The sequence below is a fragment of the Halobaculum sp. CBA1158 genome, assembly GCF_021431925.1.
GTDB lineage: Archaea > Halobacteriota > Halobacteria > Halobacteriales > Haloferacaceae > Halobaculum.
The window spans coordinates 1,356,368-1,369,483 of sequence record NZ_CP090371.1; the positions used below are offsets into that span (position 1 = coordinate 1,356,368).

Consider the following 13,116-nt stretch of genomic DNA (forward strand, 5'->3'; position numbering starts at 1 on the left):
ACCGTACGGCACGGTCGCGTCTCGTCGCCGCGTCGGTAGGGATTTAGTCGCCCCGCGTCTGCCTGACCCCATGGTCGCCTCGTCACTCCCGGTGCAGGTCCTGCTGGGGCTGTATCTCGGTCTGCTCACGGGGATCGTCCCCGGGCTGGTCTCGTGGGCGCTCGGATTCACGTTCAAGTACTTCACGGGGGTGTCGATCCCCGGGTTCGGTGTCGTCGTCCTCGCGCTGGCGGTCGCCGGCGTCAACGGCGGCCTCCTCGCGCTGAACGATCAGACGATCCGGAACTCCGCGAACGGCACCGCGCTGCTGATCGCGATTATCGTCGTGTTGATGATCTCGCTGTACGCCCACTCGAAGGGGGACGCGATGGGCGCGGTGCTCCCCAAGCGGCTCACCCTCCGGGGCCTCACCGAGCGCACCCTCTCGACGGACGCCGTCGACCTGACGGCCGGGCGCGGGAAGGTCCGCGTCACCGTCGCCGGCGACGTGGCCGACATCGAGGGGTATCCCGCGCTCCCGGCTGAGCTCCGGGCTGAGATTCGCGCCTTCGCCGACGACTTCGACGTCGACCTCTCGTTGAGCGAACTGGAGGCGGCCGTCGCCGAGCGCCTCCGCGCGGAGTTCGACCTCGCGGAGGTGACCGTCCGCCTCGACGAACGCGGGCGTGCGACCGTCGCCGCCGCGCCGCCGCTCGCGGGCGTCTCCAAGCGCGTCCCCGACGGCAAACGCGCCGTCTCGCTGTCGGTGCTGCTCCCGACCGGGGTCGCCCGCGGCGACGAGATAACCGTCGTCACCGACGACGGCGACGCCGTCGACGGCACAGTCGTTGCCGCCCGCACCGACGGCGTCAAGCCGGACGAGAAGCCCGCGACCGCGACCGACGGGGGCACGGACGCGCCGCCGGCTCCCTCTCCGACGACGACCGGCGGCGACGGTCGACTCACGCTCGCGGTCGACCGTTCGGCCGCGACGCGGCTCCTCGACGCGGACGTGACGCGGCTCGCTGTGCGCTCTCGCGGGACCAGACGCGAGTTCGAGTTGATCTCGCTGCTCCGTCGGGCCGGCAAGCGGTTCCGGCGGCTGAGCGTCCGCGAGGGCGGGCCCCTCGACGGACGCAGCCTCCGCGAGGCGGCGGTCCGCGACGAGTACGGCGTGGCCGTCCTCACGGTTCGCGACGGCGGACGGTGGCGGCTCGGCCCCGACGGCGACGTGACGCCGTCGGGGGGCGCGGACCTCGTGGTCGTCGGGACGCGCGAGGCGCTCGACCGCTTCGGTCGGGAGGTGGGGGCGTGATCCGCGCCGTCGACGCTCCCGCCGCGGCCGGCGCGACCAGAGCGACCCTCGTGGACCCCGCCCTCGCCGTGGCCGCGAGCCCGCCGGCCCAGACGGTGGTCGACGTGCTCGAACTCGTGAACGCGCCGCGGCTGGTCGGCTTCGCGGTCGCCTCGTTTCTGGTCTCCGCGCTCGCCGCCGCGGTGTACCGCTGGTACGTCGCCGAGGCGGTCCCCGCGGGGTTGACGACCCTGCTCGGGACCGCGACGGTCGCGGTCTACCTCAACACCGTCGGGCTGTTCGCGTCGGTGGTCCCGGTCGGCGGGGTCGTCACGACGGACCCGTTCGCGCCGATGACCGTCCTGCGAAACGTCGTCAGCCTCCTCGTGGCCGCGGGGACGACGCCGGTCGGACGCCGCGCCGGTGACCACTTCGCGACGAACGTGACCGCCGTCGCGGGCGGCGACCGCGTCGACGGGGAGTTGAGCCGGTTCGCGCGGGCGGTCGGCCGGATCCGGACGGTCGACCTGCCCGAGGAGATTGCCGACATCGACGGGTACGACCCGGTCGACGAGGCGACGAAGGACCGCCTCGCAGGGGAGACGCTGCTGTTCCCGCGCCGTCTCTCGGACGGGGAACTCCACGACGCGTTCCTCACGCGCCTGAAGGAGGAGTACGGCGTCGGCCACGTCGACGCCGAGTTCGACGGCGACGAGGTGACTTACCTCGGCGTCGGCCGACGCGTGGCCGGCATCGGTCCGACCCTCGGCCCGGGGACGTGCGCGGTCGCGATCCGCGCCGACCCGCCCAACGGGGCCGGCCCGGGCGACGTGGTCCAGGTGTGGCGGCTCCCGCGGTCGGGGTCGGAAACCGAAGAGGACTCGGTCGACCCGGACACGGTCGAGTCGGCCCCCGAACCCGCGACGGCGACGGCGGAGCCCGCCGCAGCGACCGAGCAGACCGGCGGCGACGAGCCAGAGGGTCACGGCGACCGGGCACCCGAGCGTGTCGCCACCGCCGAACTGCGCGCGGCGGTTGGAGACGTGGTGACGCTCGCGGTGGACGAGTCCGACGCTCCCGAGTTCGTCGCCGACGGACGATACCGCCTGTTGACGATGCCCGCGGAGGCGCGCGCGGACCGCGAGTTCGCGTCGATCCTCCGCGTCGCAGACGAGACGATGGCGGCCGTCGCGGTGGAGGAGACGAGTGCCCTCGAGGGGACGAGCGTCGGAGAGGTGACCGGTGCGGTCGTCGCCGTCGAGGCGATGGACGGGTCGGTGGAGCCGATCCCCGCCCGCGACCGGACGCTTTCGGCGGGGGAAACGGTGTACGTCATCGCGCGCCCGGAGGCCATCCGGGACCTGGAGCGCCGGGGGACGAGCGCGGCCGAGGCGGACGTCGACGACGACGGGACCGCCGGGCCGAACCCGGGACGTCGGTCGCCTAAGGGACCGAAAGCGGACGACGACTGACCGGAGCGACGGCGCAACGCTCTTGGCCGCCCGACGGCGACGAGTGCACATGGACTGGAAGCTGTTCGCCGACCTCGCGGAGGCGGCCGGGGAGCCCGAACCCGCGGTCGATGCCGACGGAGCGGAGACGGTCGGGGAGGCGCTCGAGGCGCTGTTGGAGGCGTATCCGGCGCTGGCCGTCCGCGTGCTCGACGAGGACGGTGACCTCCGGGAGCACATCAACCTGCTGTGCAACGGTCGTGACGTGCGTGAGGCCGAGGGCCTCGACACGCCGGTCGCCGACGGCGACGAACTCGCGCTGTTTCCACCCGTCAGCGGCGGATAGCTCCGAAAACCGTGGGACGGCGAGACGAAGTGGAACCCTTTCGGAAGTCTTAATTACGTCCCTGCGGAATCGGTGAATGCGAGGTACGAGCGGACGGGTTGGTAGTCTAGTCCGGTTATGACACCTCCTTGACATGGAGGAGGCCGGCGGTTCAAATCCGCCCCAACCCACTTCCGTAATATTGTAGAATCACCCTACGGAGAGACATCCCTTATATTGGGGTGGCAAGCGTGAGTCGGACCCGCTCGGGGGTCGACTTCGACGCGCTCCCCTCACCAATCTGTGCGTTCTGCGGTGAGACCATCGACGAGGGCGAACAGCCCCGCCCCGGCGCTCCACGAAGGGACGAGTCGGGCATGAGGCATTCCGACGAGCGGGATGTCGGCCTCAGTATGGGCCTTCTCGGTTTGCTCTCTGTCGGATCTGCAGTCCTGGGAGAAGTCTCTGAATTCGCCGATACGGCAGACAGTTCCGTCGCGAGAACGCCAGTCGCTCATTCCGTCCCGTAGTCGTGTCCGAGGACGAGCGCCGCGGCGTTCGCGAGCAGCAGTCCGGCGACGACCGTGAGTCGCTCCGTCGATACGCCGCCGGCGAGGATCGGCAGGTACACCATCGGAAGTACGATCGCGGCGTAGAACGCCGCCGCACGAATGGGTGCCGTCGGATCGGGGCGAGTCGTGTCGAACACGCGGGTAAGGCCGTCTTTCAGCCGACTGGACGTCGGTACCGCCTCGCGAAGCCGCGCGACAGATGGAAACGTGGAGGGACTCATCGGACGGTAGAATCGTTGCCCCCCACCCACAAATAGTATGACGAGCATTCGGGTCGGTTCGGACCTTTCAGCGGCGACACGTCTCGACGCCTCCCGATTTTACGACGACCGTAGAATCCGTATGACCGTTCATACGAACCGGTAATTCTTTTTCTCGTCATTTATTATTAGATTTCTACCCCGAAATTATCGATTGGCGACGAGGAGATACGTCGACCGATAGTCGGTCGATACCATTTTCGATCCGTTCTGGTTACCACCGTCTCGACTCCCTGCTGTCGAGACGGTACGAGCACGACGGAGACAAAGAGAGCCGACAAAACGGTCAGAGCCGGACTGATACCTCCGTTTTCAGGCGTCCTCGCCGTCGGAGACGGCCTCCGACACCTCCGAGAGATCGGGATCGGCCTCCGCGTCGGGCGGAGCCATCCCGGCCATGTCGCCCATCGCGTCGCCGACCCGGTCCGGGTCGAGGTCGGCGTCGTAGTCCTCGTCGGCATAGAGGTGACACGCGACGGCGTGTTCCTCGTTAGTGAGGACCGGTTCCTCCTCCTCGCACGGCGACGAGAAGCCGTCGCGGAGGCGTTGGGCGGCCTCCTCCTCGCGGCCGTTCGCGAGGATCTCCAGGGCGTCCTCGACGGTGTCCATCGTCGCGCCCGACAGCCCGCCGAGGTCGAACTCCTCGCGCAGCGACTCCTTGAACTCGACCCTGTCGCGCTCGAACTCCTCGTCTGCGTCGTGCCGGGTCCGCAACGTCTCCCAGACCGACTCCGCGGAGAAGTCCTTGCGCTCGAGTCGGTCTCGGAGGTCCATCACCCCTCGATACTGCTCTTGAGGGATGTCGACGGTCACGGGCTGGATCACCTTCGGACACCTCGTCCGGAAGTGACACCCGGACGGCGGGTTCCGCGGCGAGGGCACGTCGCCCGAGAGCACGTCGACGCGTCGGCCCTGCTCCTCGACGGCCGCGCGCGGCACCGACTCCAGCAGCGCCTCGGTGTAGGGGTGCTTGGGCGACTCGAAGATCTCGTCGGTCGGGCCGGTCTCGACCACCTCGCCGAGGTACATCACGGCGACCCGGTCGCAGATGTGGCGCACGACCGAGAGGTCGTGGGCGATGAACAGGTACGTCAGTCCGAGCTCCGTCTGCAGGTCCTCCAGGAGGTTGAGGATCTGCGCCTGGACGGACACGTCCAGCGCCGACACCGGCTCGTCGAGCACGATGAACTCGGGGTCGAGCGCGAGCGCGCGGGCGATGCCGACGCGCTGGCGCTGCCCGCCCGAGAATTCGTGGGGGTAGCGGTCGATCTGATCCGCGCTCAGGCCGACGCGTTCGAGCAGTTCCTCCCCGCGGTCGCGACGCCACTCGCGCTTCGACCGGCCGTCGTCGGGCGACTCTTCGGGGAGGTTGTGGATCTTCAGCCCCTCCGTGACGATGTCGCCGACGGTCATCCGGGGGTCGAGACTGGAGAACGGGTCCTGGAAGACGATTCCGGCGCGGCGTCGGAACTCGGTCAGGTCATCGCCCGACATCGACAGCACGTCCTCGCCGTCGAACTCGACCGTGCCGTCGGTCGCCTCGCGGAGGCGCAACAGCGTCTCGCCGGTCGTCGACTTCCCGCAGCCGGACTCGCCGACGACGCCGAGCGTCTCGCCGCGGTGAACGTCGAGGTCGACGCCGTCGACCGCCTTCACGCTCGTCGGCTCGCGTCCGAGCAGGCGGTCGAACAGCGTGTCGTTCTCGAAGTAGTACTTCTTGAGGTCGCGGACCTTGAGCAGCGGTTCGTCGTCGCGGGCGGCGTCACTCATCGCCGCGCACCTCCGTGTTGCGGTCGAAGTGATCCGCCGGAAGCGCGTCGGCCTCGCTGTACTCGCGCTCGGCGAGCACGCAGCGGACCGCGTGGTCGTCGCTTCCGGCGTCCGCGTCGTACTCGTCGATCGGGTGCAGACAGTCGGTCATGGCCTTCGGACACCGGTCGGCGAAGTAACACCGGTCGCCCATCTCCTCGTCCAGGAGCGACGGGACGTTCCCCCCGATGGGGTTGAGCCGGGGTGCCGGATCGTCGAGGTCCGGGATCGACCCGAGCAGCCCCTCGGTGTACGGGTGGACCGGCGACTCGAACACGTCCGCGAGCGTCCCGCGCTCGACGATCTCGCCGGCGTACATGACGCCGACGCGGTTGCACATCCGCGCGATGACGCCCAGGTCGTGGGTGATCATCACGACGGAGGTGTCCTGCTCCTCCTGCAGGTCGCGCAGGAGATTCAGGATCTGCGCCTGGATGGTCACGTCCAGCGCGGTGGTGGGCTCGTCGGCGATCAGTACGTCGGGCTCGCCCGCCAGCGCCTGGGCGATCATCGCCCGCTGGAGCATCCCGCCGGAGAACTGGTGGGGGTACTCCTCGGCGCGCTCGGCCGGGTCGGGGATCCCGACCTGTTCGAGCAGTTCGATCGCGCGGTTCATGCTCGACTCGGAGGTGAAACTCCGGTTCGGTATCAGCGAGTCCACGACCATGCGTCCGAGCCCGTACCCCTGGGTACGCGAGCGCGTGCGCCGGGGATTCGCCCGGGCGCGCCGCTGCACCTCGACGGCCTCGGCGATCTGCTCGCCGACCGTGATCGAGGGGTTCAGCGACGACATCGGGTCCTGGAACACCGTCGAGAACGCGGGACCTCGAAGCGCGCGACGGACGCCCTCCGGGAGCCGGCGGGTGTCGACGAACTCGCCGTCGACGGCCTCCGGACGGTCGTCGCGGAACTCGTCGGCCAGGTCGCCGTCGCGGTACCAGACCTCGCCGCTCGTGACCCGTCCCGGCGAGTCGACCAGGTCGATGAGCGACAGCGCGGTTACCGACTTGCCCGACCCGGACTCGCCGACGATGCCGAACACCTCGCCGTCGCGGACCGAGAAGTCGACGGATTCGACCGCGTTCACCTGTCCCTCCTGGGTGAAGAACCGCGTCGAGAGGTTACGGACTCGGAGCACGTCGTCGGTGTGCCCATTCGGGGCACCGTGCCCGTCGGTGGCGGCGTCGGTCGTCTCCGAGGAGTGAGCGGCGTCGCTCATCTACATTCCCCCCTCGCCCTCGATACCGGGATCGAGCGCGTCACGGAACCAGTCGCCGACGAGGTTGATGCCGATGACCGACAACACGATCGCGATGCCGGGCACCGTCGCGATCCACCACGACGACGAGAGGTAATCGCGTCCCTGAGCGATGTCGAAGCCCCACGACAGCGTCGTTCCGGAGAACCCCAGGAACGACAGCGACGACTCCAGGAGGATGATCGCGGCCACCTGGATCGTCGCGAGCACGAGGATGGGCGTGATCGCGTTCGGGAGGACGTGCCGGAAGACGATCCGGAGGTCGCTGCCGCCGAGCGCGCGCGCGGCCTTCACGTACTCCTCCTCGCGGATCGACAGCGCCTCTCCGCGGGCGATGCGGGCGAACCACACCCAGTTGACGAAGCCGACGACGAGGATGACGACCGTCGGCAACACGATCGTCTCCGGCATCGGCGTCGGAAGCCCGACCGCCTCGCGGAACGACCCGGCGAGTCCAGTCGAGACGAGGGGGTCGGTCAGCTCGTAGGCCACGTCCGCTTGGAAGCGGCTGAACAGGCCGATGAGCGCGATCGCGAGCACGAGCGACGGGAACGCCAGCGACACGTCGGCCGTGCGCATCAGCAGGTCGTCGACCCGGCCGCGGTAGTAGCCGGCGGTGAGCCCGACGGTGACGCCGAGTCCGGCCGCGAGGATCGTCCCGAACAGCCCGACCAGAAGCGACGTCCTCGCGCCGTAGATGGCCCGAGAGAGCATGTCCTGGCCCAGCGAGTTCGTCCCGAGCGGATGCGTCGCCGTCGCGTTCACCGTGACGTTCTCGCTCACCGTCTGGACGCTCCCGTTGACCATCTCGGTCGTCGTCTGTTCCTCGGTGTCGGTGAAGCCCAGCGGCGGGAGCTGTGCGTTCTCCAGGTTCTGCGTCCGCGGGTTGTGCGGCGCGATCAGCGGCGCGAACGTCGCCGCCAACAGGACGACGACGACGAGCACGACGCCGACACGCGCGAGCCACGACGACCGGAACTCCGTACCGAGGTTGCGGATCGTGCGCGGCGAGATCGAGATCGGTCCGATCTTCATTCCGCCACCACCCGCGGGTCGAGATACGCGTACAGCGCGTCGACCGCGATGTTGAGCAGGACGAACCCGGTCCCGATGACGATGAGACTCCCCTGGAGGATCGGCCAGTCACGGGCGTTGATCGCGCGGATGATCTCCGTGCCCAGCCCGGGCCACGCGAACACCGCCTCCGTGATGACCGCGCCGCCGATGAGCGTCCCCAGTTGGAGGCCGAGGACGGTCACCACCGGAACGAGCGTGTTTCGCAGCACGTGTTTGTAGCGGACCAGCGTCTCGGGTAATCCCTTCGCTCGCGTCGCGCGAACGTACCCCTCCGACAGCTCGTCGAGCATCCCCGACCGGACCAGCCGGGTGATCAGCGCCGTGAAGTACGTCCCGAGGGTGATAGCCGGGAGGAACAGCGACGCGAGCCACGCGGTCAGGACGCCGAAGAACGGCTCCGGTCCGGTGATTGCGCGCATCGAGTCCATGAACCCGAACGCCCGCCCGCTCGTCGGGAAGACGTTGAACTCCACCGAGAACACGAGCACCAGCATGATCCCGAGCCAGAAGTTCGGCGTCGAGATGCCCAGAAGCGAGAACGTCGTCGCTCCGTAGTCGGCCGGCTGGTGCCGGCGAGTCGCCGAGATCACGCCGAGCGGGATCGAGATGACGATCGCCACGACGCTGGCGGCGACTGCGAGTTCGAGCGTCGCCGGTAGCTTCGTGAACACCTGCGTCGACGCCGGGATGCTCGAGATGTACGAGTAGCCCATGTCGCCCCGGAGCAGTCCCGCGAGGTAATCGAGGTACTGGATGTAAAACGGCTGATTCAGCCCGAGGTCCGCGGCGATCCGCTCGCGGGTCGCCTGGCTCGCGTCCAGCGGTGCGACCGTGTCGACCGGCGATCCCGGCGTGATGAATCGGAGGATGAACACGACGGTCACGACTCCCCAGACGACACCCACCCCCTGCACGCCGCGCTTCAGAAGAAAACGACCGTAGCCCATTGTGGCCTAGTTGGACTCGCTCGGCAGGCTCTGTGCCTCCTCGAGGAGACTGTCCAGCTCGTCGTTCTCGTAGGAGGTGAGCGCGCCGTCGCTCGAGAGGAGCGGCTGGATAGTCTGGATCGCGTCGAACGTCGCGTTGCCCCAGCCGAGCAGGTACCACGGCGGCTTGTCCTCGATGTTGCCCGTGGTCACCTGGCTGACGAGCGTCTGGAACTCGACCTGCCGGGCCGACGCCGAGACGTTGGGGAGCTGGTCGACCTGGTTGGCGACCGCCTGTGCGATCTCCACGTCACGCAGGTACCGGCCGATGGGGGTGACCAGTTCGATCTCCACGCCGGCGTGCCCGGAGTCCTCGACGAGCTGCTCGGCCTGATCGAGGTCCTGCGGGTACGGATCGAGGTCCTCGTTGTACCCGAAGAAGCCCTCGAGCGTCGGCTGGCCGGTCGGATCGCCGAACGTCTGGAGGACGTTCTCGACGATCGAGTCGAGGTCGACCGCGTAGTTGACCGCCTGGCGGAACTCCGGGGAGCTGAACGGCTCCACGTCGTACCGCATCGCGTTGAACAGGATCCGCGTCGACGGGACCGCCGAGATGCTGGTGCCGTCGTTCTCCTCGACCCGCGAGACCTCCTGGGGCGGAACGTTGACCGCGATGTCGGTCTCGTCGCTGAGGAGCCGGTTGACTCGGGTCGACGACTCCGAGGCGGAGTTGATCGTGAACGTCGAGATGGCGGCCTCGTCGTCCCAGTAGTCGTTGTTGCGCTGGAACTCGACTTCGACGCCCTGCTCGTAGTTGGAGAGCACGAACGGGCCGGTCCCCTCCATGTTCTGGTTGATGTAGGCGTCGTCGTTGCTCTCGACCCACGACTTGTTCATGATGTCGCAGTAGGTCGCGAACGACGCGAACACGATGGGGTTGAGCCCGGTGAGGTTCACGTTCACCGTGCGGTCGTCGGTGGAGGCGACCTCCGCGCCGTCGACGCCGATGAGCTGGTCGGTCTGGGGCGACTCGATGCCGACCTCGGGGTCGACGATCCGGTTGATCGAGAACGCCACGTCCTCCGGGGTGAGCGAGTCGCCCGAGTGGAACGAGACGTTGTCGCGGACGGTGAACTGGACGGTGGTCTCGTCGAGGCGCTCGTAGTCGGTCGCGAGCTTCTGGACGATCGCGCCCTCCCGGTCGCGCTGGAGCAGCCCCTCGTACGCCTGCAGGACGATGTTGTCCGTGGGCGTCTCGCGGTGGTCCTGCGGGTCGAGCCCGGAGTCCATCTGCGACTGCGTCATCACCACGTCGTCGCCGGAGTCGGTCGCCGGCTCGATGGCGTACGCGCTCACGCGCTCGTCGGTCCGCGGCTGCCAGTCGATGTCCTCGGACTGCCCGTACACCGAGTACTGGCGGTTGAGGAACACCCACGGAGCCTGCTCGTGGACGTGGCGATTGGCGCGCTGGAGGTAGCCGTCGCGCGTCTCCGGCTCCGGCCGCTCAGTCGTCTCGGTCTCGGTGTCCGGCGTGTCGCCGTCGCCGGACGTGCCGCCGGCGCTGGTGGTCATCGTCCCCTCGGTGGAGTCGCCGTCGCCTGTACAGCCCGCGAGCGCGACCGCCGCGGTCGCCGAACCGGCCGCCTGTAGGAACCGCCGTCTACTGGTGTCCTCTTGAGACATGGCGGGTACGACGACGGACGAACCCTTATATGCTGGGGTACGGTTCCACGTTCGGATATGTCCGCCCGGATGCGACGTCCGTCCTATCGAGGAACTCGAAGAAAGAGGCGTGATCGAACCGATATCGGCGTCGCTGGGTCCCCTCGGTCCGGCGTTATTCGTCTTCGTCCTGCGCGTCGACGACGGCCACGCCCGCGAGGTTCACGATGTCCTTCACCTCGTCGCCGCGCTGCATGACGTGGACCGGCTGGTCCATCCCGACGAGCATCGGACCGATCGCCTCCGCGCCGCCGAGGCGCTGGAGCAGCTTGTATCCGATGTTGCCCGCCTCCAGGTTGGGGAACACGAGCACGTTCGCCGGCCCGTCGAGGTCGGAGAACTCGTAGGTGTCGTCGATGATGTCCTCGACGACGGCGGTGTCGGCCTGCATCTCCCCGTCGACGGGGAAGTCGACCTCGGGGTCGTCGTGAAGCAGGTCGACCGCCTCCCGGGGCTTGCGGGTGCCTTCGTTGTCGACGGAGCCGAAGTTCGAGTACGACAGCATCGCCGCCCGGGGGTCGATGTTGAACCGCCGTGCGAGCTTCGCCGTGTGTTTCGTCACCTCCGCGAGCACCTCCGCGTCCGGCGACTGGTTGACGGTGGTGTCGGCGCAGAACACGACGCGGTTCTTGAACGTCAGCATGTAGACGCCGGCGACGTACTCGGCGTCGTCGTCGGTACCGATCACCTGCAGCGGCGGCCGGAGCGCGCTCGGGTAGTGGTGTGTCAGCCCCGTGAGCAGCGCGTCGGCGTCGTCCCGCTCGACCATCACGCTCCCGAAGTAGTTCGTGTCGCGACGGATCAGCTCGCCGGCCTCCGACCGGGTGACGCCCTTCCGCTTGCGGAGTTCGTGGAGTCGGTCGGCGTACTCATCGGCCTTATCGTCCTTGTCCGGGTCGACGACCGTCGGGTCGTAGTCGAGCCCGAGGTAGTCGGTCGTCTCCTCGATGGTGTCGCGCTCGCCCAGCAGCACGGGCTCTGCGATCCCCTGTTCTTGCATCTGGTAGGCCGCGCGGATCATCTTCTCGTCGGTCCCCTCCGCGAGCGCGACGCGCTTGGGCTGCGAGCGGGCCTTGTTGAGCACGACGCGCATCATCTCCCGGCTCTTGCCCAGCCTCGCCTCCAACCGCTCGGCGTACTGGTCGGTATCGACCTCGGTGCGGGCGACGCCCGAGTCCATCGCCGCCTCCGCGACCGCGGGCGCGACCTGGAACAGCACGCGCGGGTCCAGCGGCTTCGGGATGACGTACTCGGGGCCGAACTGCAGCGGCTGGTCACCGTACGCCTTCACGACCGCGTCGGGCACGTCCTGGCGCGCGAGGTCCGCCAGCGCCTCGGCGGCCGCGCGCTTCATCTCCTCGTTGATGTCGGTCGCGCGCACGTCGAGCGCGCCCCGGAACAGGAACGGGAACCCGAGGACGTTGTTCACCTGGTTCGGATAGTCCGAGCGCCCGGTCCCCATGATGACGGTGTCGTCGCGGGCGTCCTTGGCGTCCTCGTAGGTGATCTCCGGGTCCGGGTTCGCCATCGCGAAGATGATGGGGTTGTCTGCCATCGACCGGACCATCTCCTGGCTGACTATCCCGCCGACCGAGAGGCCGACGAACACGTCCGCGCCCTCGATCGCGTCCGCGAGGTCGCCGCCGTCGCGTTCGCTGGCGAACTCCGCTTTGTACTCGTTCACGTCGTCGGCGGCGGCGCGCTCTTCGGTGATGATCCCAGAGGAGTCGCACATCGTGATGTTGCTCGGGTCGGCACCGAGTTCGACGTAGAACTTCGCGGACGCGATGGCCGACGCTCCCGCTCCCGAGAAGACGATGTCCAGGTCCGAGAGCTCCTTGTCGACGATGTCGGCGGCGTTGAGCAGCCCCGCGCCCGAGATGATCGCGGTCCCGTGCTGGTCGTCGTGGAACACGGGGATGTCCATCCGCTCGCGGAGGGTCTCCTCGATCACGAAGCACTCCGGGGCCTTGATGTCCTCGAGGTTGATCCCGCCGAAGGTCGGCTCCATCGCCGCCACGGTGCGGATGATCCCCTCGGGGTCGTCCTCGTCGATCTCGATGTCGAACACGTCGATGTCGGCGAAGCGCTTGAAGAGGACGCCCTTGCCCTCCATCACCGGCTTCGACGCCTGCGCCCCGATGTCGCCGAGGCCCAGCACCGCCGACCCGTTCGAGACGACGCCGACCATGTTCCCCTTCGCCGTGTACTCGAAGGCCCGTTCGGGGTCCTCGTCGATGTCGCGACACGGCGCGGCCACGCCCGGCGAGTACGCCAGCGAGAGGTCACGCTGGGTGTTCGTCGGCTTCGTCGTCGATATCTCGATCTTGCCGGGCGGGTCCGATCGGTGATACTCCCGCGCGTCGTCGTCTAGTCCCATACCGTCGCGACCGCAGGATCGGGGAAAAAGCTACCGAGCGGACAGTCGTCGGCGCGTCGTCCC

At 68.5% G+C, this 13,116-nt stretch carries 10 protein-coding genes and 1 tRNA gene; 4 read left to right on the top strand and 7 right to left on the bottom strand.

The window, feature by feature from the left end; translation table 11 throughout:
- Nucleotides 1–70: 70 nt before the first annotated feature.
- The 4 genes from Hbl1158_RS07180 to Hbl1158_RS07195 all read left to right on the top strand — a co-directional run bounded on the left by Hbl1158_RS07180 (nucleotide 71) and on the right by Hbl1158_RS07195 (nucleotide 3,240).
- Nucleotides 71–1,294: a TrkA C-terminal domain-containing protein gene (locus Hbl1158_RS07180; RefSeq protein ID WP_234299363.1), complete on the top strand. Its 1,224-nt coding sequence runs from the start codon at nucleotides 71–73 to the stop codon at nucleotides 1,292–1,294.
- On the top strand, nucleotides 1,291–2,745 hold the full coding sequence (locus Hbl1158_RS07185; protein ID WP_234299364.1) for a TrkA C-terminal domain-containing protein: 1,455 nt from the start codon (nucleotides 1,291–1,293) through the stop codon (nucleotides 2,743–2,745). The genes Hbl1158_RS07180 and Hbl1158_RS07185 overlap by 4 nt, the downstream gene beginning before the upstream one ends.
- Nucleotides 2,746–2,794: 49 nt before the next feature.
- The gene (locus Hbl1158_RS07190; RefSeq protein WP_234299365.1) at nucleotides 2,795–3,070 is read left to right on the top strand and encodes a ubiquitin-like small modifier protein 1; all 276 of its coding nucleotides are present in this window, start codon (nucleotides 2,795–2,797) and stop codon (nucleotides 3,068–3,070) included.
- Nucleotides 3,071–3,165: 95 nt separating this feature from the next.
- Nucleotides 3,166–3,240: transfer RNA gene (locus tag Hbl1158_RS07195), tRNA-Val, on the top strand.
- Between the two features lie 323 nt (nucleotides 3,241–3,563).
- Here the strand turns inward: Hbl1158_RS07195 and Hbl1158_RS07200 are convergent.
- The 7 genes from Hbl1158_RS07200 to Hbl1158_RS07230 form a co-directional block, all read right to left on the bottom strand.
- Complete coding sequence (locus Hbl1158_RS07200; protein WP_234299366.1) at nucleotides 3,564–3,758, bottom strand: hypothetical protein; 195 nt, start codon at nucleotides 3,756–3,758, stop codon at nucleotides 3,564–3,566.
- A 435-nt stretch (nucleotides 3,759–4,193) separates the two neighbouring features.
- A complete protein-coding gene (locus Hbl1158_RS07205) occupies nucleotides 4,194–5,651 on the bottom strand; it encodes an ABC transporter ATP-binding protein (protein ID WP_234299367.1) in 1,458 nt (485 codons plus the stop codon).
- Nucleotides 5,644–6,909: an ABC transporter ATP-binding protein gene (locus tag Hbl1158_RS07210; protein ID WP_234299368.1), complete on the bottom strand. Its 1,266-nt coding sequence runs from the start codon at nucleotides 6,907–6,909 to the stop codon at nucleotides 5,644–5,646. Before Hbl1158_RS07210 ends, Hbl1158_RS07205 begins: the two co-directional genes overlap by 8 nt.
- Nucleotides 6,910–7,983 carry an ABC transporter permease gene (locus Hbl1158_RS07215; protein WP_234299369.1) on the bottom strand — a complete coding sequence of 358 codons (1,074 nt, stop codon included), beginning with the start codon at nucleotides 7,981–7,983 and terminating at the stop codon, nucleotides 6,910–6,912.
- A complete protein-coding gene (locus Hbl1158_RS07220; protein WP_234299370.1) occupies nucleotides 7,980–8,972 on the bottom strand; it encodes an ABC transporter permease in 993 nt (330 codons plus the stop codon). The genes Hbl1158_RS07215 and Hbl1158_RS07220 overlap by 4 nt, the downstream gene beginning before the upstream one ends.
- Nucleotides 8,973–8,978: 6 nt before the next feature.
- Nucleotides 8,979–10,634 (bottom strand): ABC transporter substrate-binding protein, encoded by a 1,656-nt coding sequence (locus Hbl1158_RS07225; protein ID WP_234299371.1) that lies wholly within the window; start codon nucleotides 10,632–10,634, stop codon nucleotides 8,979–8,981.
- Nucleotides 10,635–10,788: 154 nt separating this feature from the next.
- The gene (locus tag Hbl1158_RS07230) at nucleotides 10,789–13,053 is read right to left on the bottom strand and encodes an NADP-dependent malic enzyme (protein WP_234299372.1); all 2,265 of its coding nucleotides are present in this window, start codon (nucleotides 13,051–13,053) and stop codon (nucleotides 10,789–10,791) included.
- Nucleotides 13,054–13,116 lie beyond the last annotated feature (63 nt).